At 71.1% G+C, this 16,317-nt stretch carries 15 protein-coding genes; 7 read left to right on the top strand and 8 right to left on the bottom strand.

The window, feature by feature from the left end:
• Positions 1-74: 74 nt before the first annotated feature.
• Complete coding sequence (locus ACIQTO_RS22280; RefSeq protein WP_402390629.1) at positions 75-1,427, bottom strand: choice-of-anchor A family protein; 1,353 nt, start codon at positions 1,425-1,427, stop codon at positions 75-77.
• Positions 1,428-1,724: 297 nt separating this feature from the next.
• Between ACIQTO_RS22280 and ACIQTO_RS22275 the strand changes: the two genes are divergently transcribed.
• Positions 1,725-2,726: a heme A synthase gene (locus ACIQTO_RS22275; protein WP_402390627.1), complete on the top strand. Its 1,002-nt coding sequence runs from the start codon at positions 1,725-1,727 to the stop codon at positions 2,724-2,726.
• An 81-nt stretch (positions 2,727-2,807) separates the two neighbouring features.
• On the opposite strand, the gene ACIQTO_RS22270 is transcribed toward ACIQTO_RS22275, so the two are convergent.
• Positions 2,808-3,146, bottom strand: coding sequence for a hypothetical protein (locus ACIQTO_RS22270; RefSeq protein WP_402390624.1), 339 nt, complete (start codon positions 3,144-3,146; stop codon positions 2,808-2,810).
• A 72-nt stretch (positions 3,147-3,218) separates the two neighbouring features.
• Here ACIQTO_RS22270 and ACIQTO_RS22265 point away from each other — a divergent pair, with 72 nt between their 5' ends.
• Entirely contained in the window at positions 3,219-3,860 is a 642-nt protein-coding gene (locus ACIQTO_RS22265; protein WP_402390622.1) for a DUF2461 domain-containing protein, read from the top strand.
• A gap of 50 nt (positions 3,861-3,910) precedes the next feature.
• On the opposite strand, the gene ACIQTO_RS22260 is transcribed toward ACIQTO_RS22265, so the two are convergent.
• The gene (locus ACIQTO_RS22260) at positions 3,911-4,852 is read right to left on the bottom strand and encodes a heme o synthase (RefSeq protein ID WP_402390619.1); all 942 of its coding nucleotides are present in this window, start codon (positions 4,850-4,852) and stop codon (positions 3,911-3,913) included.
• Between the two features lie 467 nt (positions 4,853-5,319).
• Here ACIQTO_RS22260 and tkt point away from each other — a divergent pair, with 467 nt between their 5' ends.
• The 5 genes from tkt (at position 5,320) to pgl (ending at position 12,192) form a co-directional block, all read left to right on the top strand.
• Positions 5,320-7,419: a transketolase gene (gene tkt / locus ACIQTO_RS22255; RefSeq protein WP_402390616.1), complete on the top strand. Its 2,100-nt coding sequence runs from the start codon at positions 5,320-5,322 to the stop codon at positions 7,417-7,419.
• A 97-nt stretch (positions 7,420-7,516) separates the two neighbouring features.
• Positions 7,517-8,656, top strand: a complete 1,140-nt coding sequence (gene tal, locus ACIQTO_RS22250) for a transaldolase (protein WP_402390613.1) — start codon at positions 7,517-7,519, stop codon at positions 8,654-8,656.
• Positions 8,657-8,717: 61 nt separating this feature from the next.
• Positions 8,718-10,307 carry a glucose-6-phosphate dehydrogenase gene (gene zwf, locus ACIQTO_RS22245; protein WP_402390740.1) on the top strand — a complete coding sequence of 530 codons (1,590 nt, stop codon included), beginning with the start codon at positions 8,718-8,720 and terminating at the stop codon, positions 10,305-10,307.
• Positions 10,304-11,407 carry a glucose-6-phosphate dehydrogenase assembly protein OpcA gene (gene opcA / locus ACIQTO_RS22240; protein WP_402390610.1) on the top strand — a complete coding sequence of 368 codons (1,104 nt, stop codon included), beginning with the start codon at positions 10,304-10,306 and terminating at the stop codon, positions 11,405-11,407. Before zwf ends, opcA begins: the two co-directional genes overlap by 4 nt.
• Positions 11,404-12,192 carry a 6-phosphogluconolactonase gene (pgl, locus tag ACIQTO_RS22235; RefSeq protein WP_402390608.1) on the top strand — a complete coding sequence of 263 codons (789 nt, stop codon included), beginning with the start codon at positions 11,404-11,406 and terminating at the stop codon, positions 12,190-12,192. Before opcA ends, pgl begins: the two co-directional genes overlap by 4 nt.
• A 60-nt stretch (positions 12,193-12,252) precedes the next feature.
• Here the strand turns inward: pgl and ACIQTO_RS22230 are convergent, their stop codons facing one another.
• The 5 genes from ACIQTO_RS22230 to gap form a co-directional block, all read right to left on the bottom strand.
• Positions 12,253-12,540, bottom strand: coding sequence for an RNA polymerase-binding protein RbpA (locus ACIQTO_RS22230; protein ID WP_063349510.1), 288 nt, complete (start codon positions 12,538-12,540; stop codon positions 12,253-12,255).
• Positions 12,541-12,745: 205 nt separating this feature from the next.
• Positions 12,746-12,982, bottom strand: coding sequence for a preprotein translocase subunit SecG (secG, locus tag ACIQTO_RS22225; RefSeq protein WP_380576970.1), 237 nt, complete (start codon positions 12,980-12,982; stop codon positions 12,746-12,748).
• Positions 12,983-13,070: 88 nt separating this feature from the next.
• Positions 13,071-13,856: a triose-phosphate isomerase gene (gene tpiA, locus ACIQTO_RS22220; protein ID WP_402390604.1), complete on the bottom strand. Its 786-nt coding sequence runs from the start codon at positions 13,854-13,856 to the stop codon at positions 13,071-13,073.
• A gap of 4 nt (positions 13,857-13,860) precedes the next feature.
• Positions 13,861-15,066, bottom strand: a complete 1,206-nt coding sequence (locus ACIQTO_RS22215; protein WP_402390601.1) for a phosphoglycerate kinase — start codon at positions 15,064-15,066, stop codon at positions 13,861-13,863.
• Positions 15,067-15,221: 155 nt separating this feature from the next.
• The gene (gene gap / locus ACIQTO_RS22210; protein ID WP_380576967.1) at positions 15,222-16,226 is read right to left on the bottom strand and encodes a type I glyceraldehyde-3-phosphate dehydrogenase; all 1,005 of its coding nucleotides are present in this window, start codon (positions 16,224-16,226) and stop codon (positions 15,222-15,224) included.
• Positions 16,227-16,317 lie beyond the last annotated feature (91 nt).

Genomic DNA, 16,317 nt, shown 5'->3' with positions numbered 1-16,317 from the left:
GTGGCCAAAAAACTGCTGCCCCCGGCGGTCGAATCCGACCACCGGAGGCAGCGCAACGGTCAAGCGACGGTCCGTCAGGCCTTCTTGGCCGCCCGACGGCGCGTGGCCACCACGATCGCGCCACCGGCGGCGATCACGACCGCGCCGCCGATCGCCAGCGGGACGACCGGACCGGAGCCGGTGTGGGCGAGACCGCCCCCGGTGCTGGCCTCGGCCGACGGGCTGGCCGAGGCACTCGGCACCGCGGCCGCCGACGACGACGGGGAGGCGGCGGCCGAGGGGCTGCCCGAGGCGCTCGGGCTCGGCTTGCCACCGGCCGGGGTGGACGGGCCGCCGGAGGCGCTCGGGGTCACCGAGGCACCCGGCGTCCCCGGCGTGCTCGGGGTGCCCGACGCGCTCGGGGTGGTGCTCGCGGACGGCGAACCGGTCGGCACCACCGGGGGCACGGTCGGCACGGTGGTCGGCGGCACCTCGGTGTTCAGGCAGCCGGTGAACGGGTAGTGGTGCGTCTCGGCGCCGCCCTTGCCGGTCAGCGACTTGGCGATCACCGAGCCGTTGACCGGTCCGCCGCTGCCGAGGTCGAAGGCGGCGTTCGGCGCCAGCACGGTGCCGGCCCAGGCGGCCGCGCTGTTCTTGACCACCTTGGTGGCGGTCGGGAAGTTCCAGAGCAGCTTGGCCCTGACCGCCCCGCCCGCCGCGCTCTGCAGCTTGTCGTCCAGGACATAGGCCTTCTTGCCCTCGTCCCACAGGTGGAAGCCCGTGGTCCTGGCGGCGGCCATGTCGTAGGCGTCACCGGTCACGGTGACGACGGTGACCGATCCGGCCGGCACCTTCACGAAGACGTCGGTGGCGCCCTGGAGGGTCGAGGCACTGACGGTGAAGCTGTTGAGCCTGGCGTCGGCGGCGGTCAGGTAGAGGGCCGCGCCCTTCGCCTCGACCGTGGCGCCGGCGGTCTGCGGCACGGCGGCGAGCGTGCCGGCGGCGGCGCGCAGCTTGGCGAACTCGGCCTTGAAGTCGATCGGGGAAGCGCCCTGAGCGATCTTGCCCTGGTGCGCGTCGACGACGGCGCCGGCTGCCTTCGAGCCGTAGACGCCGTTGCCCTTCATCACCTGGGTGTTGTGCCCGGTGATCTTGCCAGCCACGACCAGCGCGTTGCCGCCGGGCAGCGCCGCCACCTGCTCCGGGGTCAGCTCCTGGCCGACCGAGAAGCCGCCGGTGAAGTCCGCGTTGCCGCCGACCGCCACCGCGCCCTCGGCGTCCGGCGTGTGGGTGTCGTCGCCCTCGATGAACTCGCCGTAGAGATTGGCGACACCGAGACTCTGGCACTGCTGACCGGGTTCGGTCGCGTGCGCGGCCGGGGCGATGAGACCGGCCAGGGCAAGGGATCCGCCGAGCGCGAGCGCGGCGGCGGGAGTGGGTATGCGCATGTGCAGGATCTCCGCTTACGTGCGGGGGGTGGGAGGGGTCCTGAAAAAGGTATGGACCAAGCCGCACTCTTTCGGCCAAACGAGTGATTGGTCAAGACCAATGTCCGCCATGCCCGAACAGTCCGGATTACTCCGGGCGCGGCGCCTCGGCACCCGCCGGACGGCCCGCCGCGGCACCGGCCCCGGCGCCGCGCACCCGTCATGAGCCGGTCGCGGACCCGTCGCCCGCCCACCGCGCCCTCGGCACGACCCCGCCCCGCCCCAAGATCGGCTGTAAGGCCGCCTACGATTGACCCCGTGCCTACCCCCTTCTCCCTGCTCGCCGACCGCTGGCAGCCGTCCGCCGCCATGGTCCGGCGCGCCGCGTTCGCCGCGCTGGTGATGAGCGTGGTGATCGTCGTCACCGGCGGAGCCGTCCGGCTCACCGCCTCCGGCCTCGGCTGCACCACCTGGCCCCGCTGCACCGGCGAAAGCATCACGCCGACGCCCGAAATGGGCCTCCACGGGATCATCGAGTTCACCAACCGGATGCTCACCTATGTGCTGAGCGCGGCCATCGGCTGGGCGATCCTGGCCGCCCGCTGCCACCGCCGGCCGTCGGCCGAGGGGTCCGCGCGCCCCTGGCGCCGCAGCCTGACCACACTGGGATGGGCCCAGTTCTGGCTGGTGATGAGCAACGCCGTACTCGGTGGGATCACCGTGCTGACCGGCCTCAACCCGTACACCGTCGCCGCCCACCTGATCGCCGCGATGGCCCTGGTCTGGGTCGCGCTGCTGATGTGGGAGCGGTCCCGGGAGGGCGACGGCCCGCCGCGGCCCGCGGTGGCCCGCCCGATCATCCGGCTCTCCTACGTCCTGGTCGCCGTGATCGGCCTGCTGGTCGCGGCCGGGACACTGGTGACCGGCGCCGGACACCACCCCGGGACGCCCAAGGACAACAAGCTGGTCCCGCGGATCCCGCTCGACTACGACCGCCTCGCCCAGGTGCACGCCGACCTGGCGTTCGTCTCGGTCGGCCTGGCGATCGCGGTGGTCTTCGTCCTCGCCGCCGTGAAGGCCCCGCCGGCCGCCCGCGCCCGGGCCCGCGAGCTGCTCGTGGTGCTGCTGGTCCAGGGTGTGCTCGGCTTCGTCCAGTACTTCACGGACGTCCCGGAGCTCCTGGTCGGCGTGCACATGCTGGGCGCCACGCTCACCTGGATCGCCGTCCTGCGCGTCCCGCTGGCGCTGCGGGTCCGGGCGGACGAGGACGCGCCCGTCGTGCCGCTGCCCGCCCGGGCGGCGCGGACCGCCGCCGTCTGATACCCGGCGCACCGACGCCGGCCGCGCGCACGGAGGGGCCCCGGGATCACCCGGGGCCCCTCCGCACGTCCGGGACCGGCGTCAGCCGCCGATCTGGATGCCGGCCATCCGCTTCCACTCGTAGGGCCCGGTCCTCACCCGCAGGCCCAGCTCGCCCTCGAAGCTGTCGTGCAGGGTGACCCCGGCCAGCTCGGCGGCCCGGCGGCCGACGGCGTAGCTCGGGGCGACCTGGTCGCCCCAGGCGCCGTCCGCGCCGACCACCACGATCCGGGTGGCGACGGTGCCGACGTACTCGACGACGCCGTCGGCGCTGCCGCCGTGCTGCCGGGCGAAGGCGGTCAGGTGCTTGGCGATGCGCTTGGCGCGGCGTTCGACGCGGGCGTCCGGCGCGGCGGGGGTGGCGGTCTCTGCGCTGCTCATGCCCGCATGCTACCCATCGGTAGCGGAGCTGGCGACGGGACCTGGCTGTGCACCGGACCACATACTGGTCCGGTGACCTTCCAAGGCTGGCCGGCCGAGGCCCTCGAGTTCTACGAGCACCTGGAGACCGACAACTCCAGGTCCTTCTGGCAGACCCACAAGGACCGGTACGAGCACGCCGTACGGGAGCCGATGGAGCGGCTGCTCGCCGACCTGGAGCCCGACTTCGGCCCGGGCAAGATCTTCCGGCCCAACCGGGACGTCCGGTTCAGCGCCGACAAGTCCCCGTACAAGACGCACATCGGCGCCCACCTGGCGGCCGGCGGCTACATCCAGCTCTCCGCCGACGGCCTGGCCTGCGGCAACGGGCTCTACCGGCTCGCCCCGGACCAGCTGGCGCGCTACCGGGCGGCCGTCGCCGAGGAGGTGAGCGGCGCCGAGCTGGAGCGGGTGATCGCGCGGGTCGGCGGGGCCGGCCCGGAGGTGGTCGGCCGGGACAGCCTGAAGTCCGCCCCGCGCGGCTACCCCAGGGACCACCCGCGGATCGGGCTGCTCCGCCACAAGGGGCTGATCGCCTGGCAGGAGTGGCCGCCGGCGGCGTGGCTCGGCACCCGGACCGCCTACGACCGGATCACCGGCTTCCTGCGGGCCTCCCAGCCCCTGCGGGACTGGCTGGAGGACCGGGTCGGGCCCTCCGAACTGCCGCCGCGCTGAAACGCGAAGGGCCCCGGTCCGCAGACCGGGGCCCTTCGACGTTCAACGGCTCACTTCACGAACGGGTCCACCGCGATGACCACGAACAGCAGCGTCAGGTAGGTGATGGACCAGTGGAACAGGCGCATCTCCTTGAGCTTCGCGCCGACCGTCCCGGCCTTGGCCCGGGCGTACAGTCCGTGCGCCTCCTTCAGCCAGGCCGCGCCCAGCAGCACCGCCGAGACGGGGTACAGCCAGCTGGTCTCGGCCAGCGGCCAGAGCGCCAGCGAGACGGCGACCATCACCCAGGAGTAGATGACGATCTGCTTGGCGACCGCCAGGTTGCCCTTGACCACCGGCAGCATCGGCACGCCGGCCCGCTCGTAGTCCTCGCGCACCTTCATCGACAGCGGCCAGTAGTGCGGCGGCGTCCAGAAGAAGATGACCAGGAAGAGCACCAGCGCCGACCAGGAGACCGAGTTGGTGACCGCGGCCCAGCCGACGAAGACCGGCATGCAGCCGGCGATCCCGCCCCAGACGATGTTCTGCGCGGTGCGCCGCTTCAGCCCCAGCGTGTAGACGAACACATAGAAGAGGAGAGCCGACAGCGCGAGCAGGGAGGAGAGCGCGTTGACGAAGTAGCCGAGCCAGAGCGTGGAGCCGATCGCCAGCGCGATGCCGAAGACCAGTGCCTCGCGCGGCGACACCATGCCGGTGACGAGCGGCCGGCGCTCGGTGCGCGACATCACCGCGTCGATGTCCCGGTCGATGTACATGTTGAGGGCGTTGGCACCACCGGCCGACAGGTAGCCGCCGATGACCACCTCCAGCACCAGCAGCGGATCCGGAACACCACGCTGCGCCAGGAACATCACCGGCACGGTGGTGATCAGCAGCAGCTCGATGATCCGTGGCTTGGTCAGTGCGACGAAGGCGCCGACACGGGCCCCGAACGGCCGGCGCGCGGGCGTCGCCCCGGTGACCCCGGCGGGACGGGATTCGACGGCGGTCACTAACACCCCAACTGAAGATGAATCTTCGCAGGCGTCCACCGGAACGAAGTTCCCGAATCGTCCGCTCTGCGCGTACCACGCCACCTTAGACGCTCCATATCTCCCCACCGGCTCCGGGGTCCCCCGGCGGGGCGGAACGCACACCCCCGGGTGAACCCCCTGGCCGAACACACGAAGCCGCCCTGGTGGGGCGCGGGTCCCCCGTCCTGACCATCGGACGGGCAGACACCACGAAACCAGGAGAGCCTGGGACAAAAGCACCTCTCGAACCCTCGTGGGAATCGCCATACGGAAATCCCGGTTGTCTCAGCACGGAGGGTGAGCCTCGACCCGGGCGGTAGGCTCGCACCGAGAAGCGGGATCTACCCTCCGTGACCGGAACCACCCAATGTCCGGCCCCAGCGACGTGGCCGACCCGGTCCCCTTCACGGGGTCACTCTTCACAACGGAAGGAGCCCTGAGACAGGGTGAGCACGACGCCGACGAATGCATTCGAGTGGTCCGAGCTGGACGAGCGGACGGTCGACACCGCCCGCGTCCTGGCCATGGACGCGGTCCAGAAGGTCGGCAACGGACACCCCGGGACGGCCATGTCGCTGGCCCCGGCGGCGTACCTGATCTTCCAGCGCTTCCTGCGCCACGACCCGACCGACCCGGCATGGGTCGGCCGCGACCGTTTCGTCCTCTCTCCCGGGCACACCAGCCTGACCCTCTACACGCAGCTCTACTTCTCGGGCTACGGCCTGGAGCTGGACGACCTCAAGGCCTTCCGGGTCGCGGGCAGTCGCACCCCCGGCCACCCCGAGCACGGTCACACCGCGGGTGTCGAGACCACCACCGGCCCGCTCGGCCAGGGCATCGGCAACGCCGTGGGCATGGCGATGGCCGCCCGTTTCGAGCGCGGCCTGTTCGACCCGGACGCCGCGGCCGGCGAGTCGCCGTTCGACCACACCATCTGGGCGATCGTCTCCGACGGCGACCTGGAGGAGGGCATCTCCGCCGAGGCCTCGTCGCTGGCCGGCCACCAGAAGCTGGGCAACCTGGTCGCGCTCTACGACGACAACCACATCTCGATCGAGGGCGACACCGAGACGGCCTTCTCCGAGGACGTGCTCAAGCGCTACGAGGCGTACGGCTGGCACGTGCAGCGGGTCGCCCCGAAGTCCAACGGCGACATCGACGTGGCCGTCCTGGCCGAGGCGCTGGCCGCGGCCAAGGCCGAGACCTCCCGCCCGTCGATCATCGCGATGCGCACCATCATCGCCTGGCCGGCCCCGGACGCGCAGAACACCGCCAAGGCGCACGGCTCCGCGCTCGGTGCCGCCGAGATCGCCGCCACCAAGAAGGTCCTGGGCTTCGACCCGGAGAAGACCTTCGAGGTCAGCGACAAGGTCATCGAGCACGCCCGCCTGGTGATCAAGCGCGGCAAGGCCGCCCGCGACGAGTGGCAGCAGTCGCTCGGCGCCTGGCGCGCCGCCCACCCGCAGCGCGCCGCCGAGTTCGACCGCATCCAGGCCGGCGAGCTCCCCGAGAGCTGGAAGAAGGCCGTCCCGGTCTTCGCCGCCGGCAAGGACGTCGCCACCCGCAAGGCCTCCGGCGAGACCCTCAAGGCGCTCGGCGCGGTGATCCCGGAGCTGTGGGGCGGCTCGGCCGACCTCGCGGAGTCCAACCTCACCACCATCGACGAGGACAGCTCGTTCCTCCCCGAGGGCAACCCGCTGAAGAGCGCGAGCCCCTACGGCCGGACGATCCACTTCGGCATCCGCGAGCACGCCATGGGCTCGACCATGAACGGCATCGCGCTGCACGGCAGGACCCGGGTCTTCGGCGGCACCTTCCTGGTCTTCGCCGACTACATGCGCCCGGCCGTCCGGCTGGCCGCGCTGATGAAGCTGCCGGTCACCTACGTCTGGACGCACGACTCGATCGGCCTCGGCGAGGACGGCCCGACCCACCAGCCGGTCGAGCACCTGGCCTCGCTGCGCGCCATCCCGGGCCTGACCATGGTCCGCCCGGCCGACGCCAACGAGACGGCCGTCGCCTGGCGCACCGTCATCGAGCGGCAGACCAGCCACCCGGGCCCGGTCGGCCTGGCGCTCACCCGCCAGAACGTCCCGACCTTCGACCGCGAGGTCTTCGGCTCCGCCGAGGGCACCGCGAAGGGCGGCTACATCCTGGCCGAGGCGTCCAACGGCGACCCGCAGCTGATCCTGCTCGGCACCGGCTCCGAGGTCCAGCTGGCCGTCCAGGCCCGCGAGGTCCTGGAGGCCGAGGGCGTCGCGACCCGCGTGGTCTCGCTGCCGTCCTTCGAGTGGTTCCAGGAGCAGGACCAGGCTTACCGCGACAGCGTGCTGCCGCCGTCGGTCAAGGCCCGCGTCTCGGTCGAGGCCGGCATCGCCCAGGGCTGGCGCGAGCTGGTCGGCGACCACGGCCGGATCGTCTCGCTGGAGCACTTCGGCGCCTCCGCCGACTACCAGGTGCTCTTCGAGGAGTTCGGCCTGACCACCGAGCGCGTCGTCGCCGAGGCCCACAACGCGCTGCGCTCGCTCGAAGCCGTCAACCGCTAGCACCACCGGGGCCGCGTGCCCGCCCGCACAGCGGGTACGCGGCCCGTCTGACGACCCCACAGACAGACAGACGAAGACAGAAGAAGGACTGAGCACCATGACTGACGCACTGAAGCGCCTCAGCGACGAAGGCGTGGCGATCTGGCTGGACGACCTCAGCCGCAAGCGCCTGAACACCGGCAACCTCGCCGAGCTGGTGCAGAACAAGCACGTGGTGGGCGTCACCACCAACCCGACCATCTTCCAGAAGGCCATCGGCGGCGGGGACTCCTCCTACGACGGCCAGCTGCGTGACCTCGCCGTCCGCAAGGTCACCACCGACGAAGCCGTCCGCATGATCACCACCTCGGACGTGCGGGACGCCGCCGATGTGCTGCGCCCGGTCTACGACGCCTCCAACGGCCGCGACGGCCGGGTCTCCATCGAGGTCGACCCGCGCCTGGCCCACGAGACGGCCGCGACCGTCGCCGAGGCCAAGCAGCTGTGGTGGCTGGTCGACCGTCCGAACGTCTTCATCAAGATCCCCGCCACCAAGGCCGGCCTGCCCGCGATCGGCGAGGTCATCGGCAAGGGCATCAGCGTCAACGTCACGCTGATCTTCTCGCTGGAGCGCTACCGCGCGGTGATCGACGCCTACCTGACCGGCCTGGAGTCCGCCAAGGCCAAGGGCCTGGACCTCTCGCAGATCGAGTCGGTCGCCTCCTTCTTCGTCTCCCGCGTGGACACCGAGATCGACAAGCGCCTCGACAAGGTCGGCGGCGACGCCAAGCAGCTGCGCTCCAAGGCCGCGCTGGCCAACGCCCGCCTGGCCTACCAGGCGTACGAGGAGGTCTTCGGCAGCGTCGACGGCAAGACCGCCGGCAGCGCCCGCTGGAAGGCCCTGGAGGCCGCCGGCGCCAAGCCGCAGCGCCCGCTCTGGGCCTCCACCGGCGTCAAGGACCCGGCCCTGCCGGACACCCTGTACGTCACCGAGCTGGTCGCCCCGGGCACCGTCAACACCATGCCCGAGGCCACCCTGGAGGCCACCGGCGACCACGGCGTGATCACCGGCGGCACCATCGTCCCCAACTACGCCGACGCCAAGGCCGTGATGGACGCCATCGCCGCCCACGGCGTGGACTACGACGACGTCGTGCAGGTGCTGGAGGACGAGGGCGTCGAGAAGTTCGAGCAGTCCTGGAACGAGCTGCTCGACACCGTCACCGCCTCGCTCGCCTCCTTCGCCGACGAGAAGTGACCCCCGCTCACAGCCAGCGCACGAAAGCGGAGCACATCAAGTGAGCACTGATTTCCCTGAGTTGACGTCGGACTCGGACGCGGGCGACTCCCCCGCCGCCCCCGTCAACCCGCTTCGTGACCCCACCGACCGGCGGCTCCCGCGTATCGCGGGGCCGTCCGGCCTGGTCATCTTCGGGGTCACCGGTGACCTGTCCCGCAAGAAGCTGATGCCGGCCATCTACGACCTGGCCAACCGCGGCCTGCTGCCGCCGGGCTTCTCGCTCGTCGGCTTCGCCCGCCGCGAGTGGGAGGACGAGGACTTCGCCAAGGAGGTCCACGACGCGGTCAAGGAGCACGCCCGGACCCCGTTCCGCGAGGAGGTCTGGCAGCAGCTCGCCAAGGGCATGCGCTTCGTCCAGGGCGACTTCGGCGACGACGACGCCTTCGACAAGCTCCGCGAGACCATCGAGGAGCTCGACAAGGCGCAGGGCACCGGCGGCAACTTCGCGTTCTACCTCTCGGTGCCGCCGAAGTTCTTCCCGACCGTCGTGCAGCAGCTGAAGAAGCACGGCCTGGCCGACCCGCCCTCCTCGCCCGGCGACGGCCAGGAGGGGCCCGTCAGGAAGTCCTGGCGGCGCGCCGTCATCGAGAAGCCCTTCGGGCACAACCTGGAGAGCGCCCAGGAGTTGAACCGGATCGTCCACGAGGTCTTCCCCCGTGACGAGGTCTTCCGGATCGACCACTACCTGGGCAAGGAGACCGTCCAGAACATCCTGGCCCTGCGCTTCGCCAACCAGATGTTCGAGCCGATCTGGAACCGGTCGTACGTCGACCACGTGCAGATCACCATGGCGGAGGACATCGGCATCGGCGGCCGCGCCGGCTACTACGACGGCATCGGCTCGGCCCGGGACGTCATCCAGAACCACCTGCTCCAGCTGATGGCGCTCACCGCCATCGAGGAGCCGGCGTCGTTCCACCCCAAGGCGCTGGTGGCCGAGAAGCTCAAGGTGCTCAGCGCCGTCAAGCTCCCGGCCGACCTCGGTAAGCACACCGTGCGCGGCCAGTACGCGTCCGGCTGGCAGGGCGGCGAGGAGGTCCGCGGCTACCTCGACGAGGACGGCATCAACCCGGACTCCACGACCGACACCTACGCGGCCATCAAGCTGGAGATCAACAACCGCCGCTGGGCGGGCGTGCCGTTCTACCTGCGCACCGGCAAGCGGCTCGGCCGCCGGGTCACCGAGATCGCGGTGGTCTTCCAGCGCGCCCCGTACCTGCCGTTCGACTCCTACGCGACCGAGGAGCTGGGGCAGAACGCCCTGGTCATCCGGGTCCAGCCGGACGAGGGCGTGACGGTGCGGTTCGGCTCCAAGGTGCCGGGCACCTCGTTCGAGGTCCGGGACGTCACGATGGACTTCGCCTACGGCGAGTCCTTCACCGAGTCCAGCCCGGAGGCCTACGAGCGCCTCATCCTCGACGTGCTGCTCGGCGACGCCAACCTGTTCCCGCGCCACCAGGAGGTCGAGCTCTCCTGGCAGATCCTCGACCCGATCGAGACCTACTGGGACACCCACGGCAAGCCCGCCCAGTACCCGGCAGGGACCTGGGGCCCGGTCGAGGCCGACGAGATGCTCGCACGAGACGGCAGGAGCTGGCGCCGGCCATGAAGATCGACCTCACGGACACCACGTCCAGCAAGATCAACGCAGCGCTGATGGAGGCGCGCCGGGCCAGCGGCTCCACCGCCGCCGGCATGGTGCTCACCCTGGTGATCGTGACCGACGAGGGCAGCGCCTACGACGCCCTCAAGGCCGCCAACGACGCCTCCCGCGAGCACCCCTCGCGCACCCTGGCGGTCATCAAGCGCGCCGGGCGCTCGCCCCGGGCCCGCGCCGAGACCCGCCTGGACGCCGAGATCCTGGTCGGCACCGACGCCGGCTCCGGCGAGACGGTCGTGCTGCGCATGCACGGCGAGCTCGCCGCGCACGCCCAGTCGGTCGTCCTGCCGCTGCTCCTGCCGGACGCCCCGGTGGTGGTCTGGTGGCCCGAGAACGCGCCGCTGCACCCGGCTCAGGATCCGCTGGGCTCGATCGCCCAGCGCCGGATCACCGACGCCGTCACCGCCGAGTCCCCGGTCGGCCAGCTCGCCCAGCGGGCCCAGAGCTACACCCCGGGCGACACCGACCTGGCCTGGACCAGGATCACCGGCTGGCGCTCGATGCTGGCCGCCGCGCTGGACCAGCGGCCCTCCCAGGTCACCGCCGCGGTGGTCGAGGGCGAGTCGTACAACCCCAGCGTCGAACTGCTCGGCCTCTGGCTGCACAACCGGCTGCACGTCCCGGTCGAGCGGGTCGTCACCGGCGGCCCGGGCATCACCGCGGTGCACCTGCGCACCAAGGACGGGGACATCACCCTGGACCGCCCGGACGGCCTGATGGGCACGCTCTCGATGCCCGGCTCGCCGGACCGCCAGGTGGCGCTCAAGCGCCGCGAGACCTCCGAGCTGATCGCGGAGGAGCTGCGCCGGCTCGACCCGGACGACATCTACGCGACGGCCGTCCGCACCCCCGTGGAGCGGCTGCACGAGCCGGCCAACGCCGAGACGGCGGCGGCCGAGAAGGCCGCGCAGGACGTGGTCGCCGAGGCCGCGGTGGCCAACCCGGCCCGGGTGACCGCCAAGGTCCTGGACGAGCCGGCGACGACCGGGGAGTCCGCCCCGGCGAAGAAGGCCCCGGCCAAGCGCGCCGCCAAGAAGGCGGGCTCGTGACGGCGTCGACCCCGCAGCTGGTCGTCCACCGGGACAAGGAGCTGATGGCCCAGGCGGCCGCGGCCCGGCTGATCACCCGGATCGTGGACGCCCAGGCCGCCCGCGGCGCCGCCTCGGTGGTGCTCACGGGCGGGCGCAACGGCAACGCGCTGCTGGCCGCCATCGCCGCCTCCCCCGCCCGGGACGCGGTCGACTGGGCCCGGCTGGACCTCTGGTGGGGCGACGAGCGCTTCGTGCCCGCCGGCAACGCCGAGCGCAACGCCGTCCAGGCCCGCGCGGAGCTGCTCGACGCCGTACCGCTCGACCCGGCCCGGGTGCACGAGATGCCCGCCTCGGACGGGGTGGACGGCTCGGACGTCGAGGCCGCCGCGGCCCGCTACGCCGAGGAGCTGGCGAAGGCCGCCGGGCCGGGCGACCGTCTCGGTGTGCCCGCCTTCGACGTGCTGCTGCTCGGCGTCGGCCCGGACACCCATGTCGCCTCGCTCTTCCCCGAGCACCCGGGCGTCCGGGAGACCGGGCTGACGGTGGTCGGCGTGCGCGGTGCGCCCAAGCCCCCGCCGACCCGGGTCTCGCTCACCCTCCCGGCCATCCGGGCGGCCCGCGAGGTCTGGCTGCTGGCGGCCGGCGAGGACAAGGCGGGCGCCGTCGCGCTGGCGCTGTCCGGGCCGGGCGAGCTCCAGGCGCCCGCCTCGGGCGCGTACGGGCGCGGCCGGACCTTGTGGCTGCTGGACCGTGCCGCCGCGGCGCAGCTCCCGCCGCAGCTGTACCCGCCGGCCTCGGCCTGACCGCATGGCGAAGGGCGCCACCGTGGACAACGGTGGCGCCCTTCGGCGTTGGTCAGGTGTTCAGATCTCACCGCGCAGCTTGGCCAGCGCCTCGGCGAGGATCGCCTCGCCGTCGGCGTCGGTGCGCCGCTCGCGGACGTAGGCGAGGTGGGTCTTGTAGGGCTCGTTGCGCGAGGGGGCAGGCGGGTTGTGCTCGTCCTGGCCGGCCGGAAATCCGCAGCGCGGGCAGTCCCAGGTGTCCGGGATGACCGCCTCGGCGGCGAAGCTGGGACGGGTCTCGTGCTTGTTGGCACACCAGAAGGTGATCCGGTTGCGGGGGGCGGATTCGCCGCGCTCCGCCTCGCCCATCGGGCCGGCTCCGACCCTGCTGCCACGGATGGCGTTGCCACTTGCCACGGTCTGACTCCCTGCGTGCTGGTGCGCCGACCCGCCGCGGTGCGCGTCGGTGGCGAAAGTCGTCCTAGTGTAAGCAGGAGTTAAGGATGCACCGCCACCGACTCCGCCCCGGACCGTTCCAGCATAGGCCGCGGGGCGACAGGGCGTCAGAGATACGTCAGCTCTTGTACTTGAGCACCAGGCCGAGCACGACGATGCACGCGAACCACCCGAAACCGACGATGACCGTGATGCGGTCCAGGTTGCGCTCGGCCACGGCCGAACCGCCGCCGGTGGACATCGCGCCGCCACCGAACATGTCGGACAGGCCGCCGCCCTTCCCCTTGTGCAGCAGCACCAGGAGGATCATCAGCAGGCTGAAGATGATCAGGGCAATCGAGAACCCGAGAACCACGGCGGGACCAACTCTCTCGTATCTTCGGCGAAGGGGCCGGGCCGCCATGATGCGGTCCGGCCCCAAAGCCTACGTTGCTGCGGCGGCGTTAGCCTACTGCCTGGTCACGGTACCGCACGATCTTGACGAACTCGTCGGCGTCCAGGGAGGCACCGCCGATCAGGCCGCCGTCGACGTCGGGCTTGGCCATCAGGCCGGCCGCGCTGGAGGACTTGACCGAACCGCCGTACAGCACGCGGACCTTCTCGGCCAGCGGGGCGTCGTACAGCTCGGCGATCCGCTTGCGGATGGCGGCGCAGACCTCCTGGGCGTCCTCGGGGGTCGCCACCTCGCCGGTGCCGATCGCCCAGACCGGCTCGTAGGCGACCACGACGGACTCGGCCTGGTCGGCCGGGACGTCCTGCAGGCCGCCGTCGAGCTGGGCCAGGGTGTACTCGACGTGGGTGCCGGCCTTGCGGATGTCCAGCGGCTCGCCGATGCAGAGGATCGGGGTGATCCCGTTGCGGTAGGCCGCCTTGACCTTGGCGTTGACGATCTCCTCGTTCTCGCCGTGGTACTGGCGGCGCTCCGAGTGGCCGATCACCGCGTAGGCGCACTTCAGCTTGGACAGCATCGGGCCGGAGATCTCGCCGGTGTAGGCACCGGAGTCGTGCTGCGAGATGTCCTGCGAGCCGTACTTGATCTTCAGCTTGTCGCCGTCGACCAGGGTCTGCACCGAGCGCAGGTCGGTGAACGGCACCAGGACCGCCACCTCGACCGACTCGTAGTCCTTGTCGGCCAGCGCGAAGGCCAGCTTCTGGGTGTGCTGGATGGCCTCAAGGTGGTTGAGGTTCATCTTCCAGTTGCCCGCCATCAGCGGGAGACGCTCAGTCATTGCCTCAGCCTTCCAGGGCGGCGAGACCGGGGAGCGTCTTGCCCTCCAGGTACTCAAGGCTGGCGCCACCGCCGGTCGAGATGTGCCCGAACTCCGTCTCGTCGAAGCCCAGGATGCGGACGGCCGCGGCGGAGTCGCCGCCACCGACCACGGTGAACGCGTCGCTGTCGAGCAGGGCCTGCGCGACGGCCTTGGTGCCCTCGGCGAAGGCCGGGTGTTCGAAGACACCGACCGGGCCGTTCCAGAACACCGTCTTGGCGTCGGCCAGCTTCGCCGCGAACAGCTCCCGGGTCTCGGGGCCGATGTCCAGGCCCTCCTGGTCCGCGGGAATCTTGTCGGCGTCGACGACCGCGAAGTCCTCGACCGGCTTGTGGGTCTTGGTGTCGGGGAACGACCCGGAGACCGCGATGTCCACCGGCAGCACGAACTCCACGCCGTTCGCCTTCGCCCGCTCCAGGTACTCCAGGACGACCGGGATCTGGTCCTTCTGCAGCAGCGAGATGCCGACCTCGTGGCCCAGGGCCGCGAGGAAGGTGTACGCCATGCCGCCGCCGATGAGGATGCGGTCGGCCTTGCCGAGCAGGTTGTCGATCACGCCGACCTTGTCGGACACCTTGGAGCCGCCGAGCACGACCGCGTACGGGCGCTCGACCTCCTCGGTGAGGCGCTTCAGCACGCCCACCTCGGTGGCGATCAGGTCGCCGACGGCGTGCGGCAGGCGGGCCGGCAGGTCGTACACCGAGGCGTGCTTGCGGTGCACCGCACCGAAGCCGTCGCCGACGTACAGCTCGGCCAACTCGGCCAGCCGGTCGGCGAAGGCGCCGCGCTCGGCGTCGTCCTTGCTGGTCTCACCGGCGTTGAAGCGCAGGTTCTCGAGCAGCGTGACCTCGCCGTCGGCCAGGGCGGCGACGGTGGCCTTCGCGCTCTCGCCCACGGTGTCGGTCGCGAACGAGACCGGCGTGCCGAGGATCTCGCCGAGGCGGACGGCCACCGGCGCGAGGGAGAACTGCGGGTCGGGCTCGCCGTTCGGGCGGCCGAGGTGGGAGGCGACGACGACCTTCGCACCGCGCTCGACGAGCTTGGCGATGGTCGGGGCGACGGCGCGGATCCGGCCGTCGTCGGTGATCGTGCCGTCGGACAGCGGGACGTTCAGGTCGGCGCGGACGAACACGCGCTTGCCGGCGACGTCGAGGTCTTCGATGGTCTTCACGGTCTTCGGTCTCCTGGGGAGATGGTTGCGCTATTGGCAGCGGCACAACGGCGGGCCGCCTGGGAGTTGAGTTCGAGGGTGCGCAGACGGAGGGCCCGGACGGTGGTGCACAGTGTCCGGGCCCTCCCCCCTACTTCACGTCAGCTCCCGCTGCGTCAGAGCTGGCCGCCGACGAGGGTGGTCAGGTTGACGAGGCGGTTCGAGTAGCCCCACTCGTTGTCGTACCAGCCGAAGACCTTGACCTGGTTGCCCTGGACCATGGTCATCAGCGAGTCGAAGATCGTGGAGAACGGCGAGTTCACGATGTCGGAGGAGACGATCGGGTCCTCGGTGTACTGCAGGATGCCCTTGAGGGAGCCCTCGGAGGCCTTCTGGAAGGCCGCGTTGACCTCCTCGACGGTGACATCGCGCTCAAGGGTGACGACCAGGTCGGTGATCGAACCGGTCGGGACCGGGACGCGCAGCGAGGTGCCGTCCAGCTTGCCCTTCAGCTCCGGCAGGACCAGCGCGGTGGCCTTGGCGGCACCGGTGGAGGTCGGGATGATGTTCAGGGCCGCGGCGCGGGCGCGACGCAGGTCCTTGTGCGGGAAGTCCAGGGTGACCTGGTCGTTGGTGTACGCGTGCACCGTGGTCATCAGACCCTTGACGATGCCGAAGTTCTCGTTCAGCACCTTCGCCAGCGGGGCCACGCAGTTCGTGGTGCAGGAGGCGTTGGAGATGACGGTGTGCTTCGCGGCGTCGTACTTCTCGTCGTTGACGCCCATCACGATGGTGACGTCCTCGTCGGTGGCGGGCGCCGAGATGATGACCTTCTTGGCACCGGCGGTGACGTGCTTCTTGGCCGCCTCGGCCTTGGTGAAGATGCCGGTGGACTCGATCACGATGTCCACGCCCAGCTCGCCCCAGGGCAGGCTGGCCGGGTCACGCTCGGCGATGACCTTGAAGGTCTTGCCGTCGACGGTGATGCTGTTCTCGGTGTGCGAGACCTCGCCCGGGAAGGTGCCCAGGATGGAGTCGTACTTGAGCAGGTGCGCCAGGGTCTTGGTGTCGGTCAGGTCGTTGACACCGACGATCTCGATGTCCGCGCCCTGGGCCTTAACCGCACGGAAGAAGTTGCGGCCGATGCGGCCGAATCCGTTGATGCCTACCCGGATCGTCACGAACCGATCTCCTCGTTAGGTACGCCGGAACTATGCCGACGGGGTGGAATTTGGGAGGTCCCCGACCGCCTATGACCCTACCTCTCCCAGA

It is taken from the genome of Kitasatospora sp. NPDC091207 (assembly GCF_044768625.1).
Lineage (GTDB): Bacteria > Actinomycetota > Actinomycetes > Streptomycetales > Streptomycetaceae > Kitasatospora.
Note: the sequence above shows the minus strand (reverse complement) of the source record. Positions and strands in the feature narration are given on the sequence as shown.

Coding starts and splice junctions, on each gene's coding strand:
- ACIQTO_RS22280 (WP_402390629.1), bottom strand. CDS start 1,427: ATGCGCATACCCACTCCCGCCGCCGCGCTCGCGCTCGGCGGATCCCTT.
- ACIQTO_RS22270 (WP_402390624.1), bottom strand. CDS start 3,146: ATGAGCAGCGCAGAGACCGCCACCCCCGCCGCGCCGGACGCCCGCGTC.
- tal (WP_402390613.1), top strand. CDS start 7,517: ATGACTGACGCACTGAAGCGCCTCAGCGACGAAGGCGTGGCGATCTGG.
- opcA (WP_402390610.1), top strand. CDS start 10,304: ATGAAGATCGACCTCACGGACACCACGTCCAGCAAGATCAACGCAGCG.
- ACIQTO_RS22230 (WP_063349510.1), bottom strand. CDS start 12,540: ATGGGCGAGGCGGAGCGCGGCGAATCCGCCCCCCGCAACCGGATCACC.
- tpiA (WP_402390604.1), bottom strand. CDS start 13,856: ATGACTGAGCGTCTCCCGCTGATGGCGGGCAACTGGAAGATGAACCTC.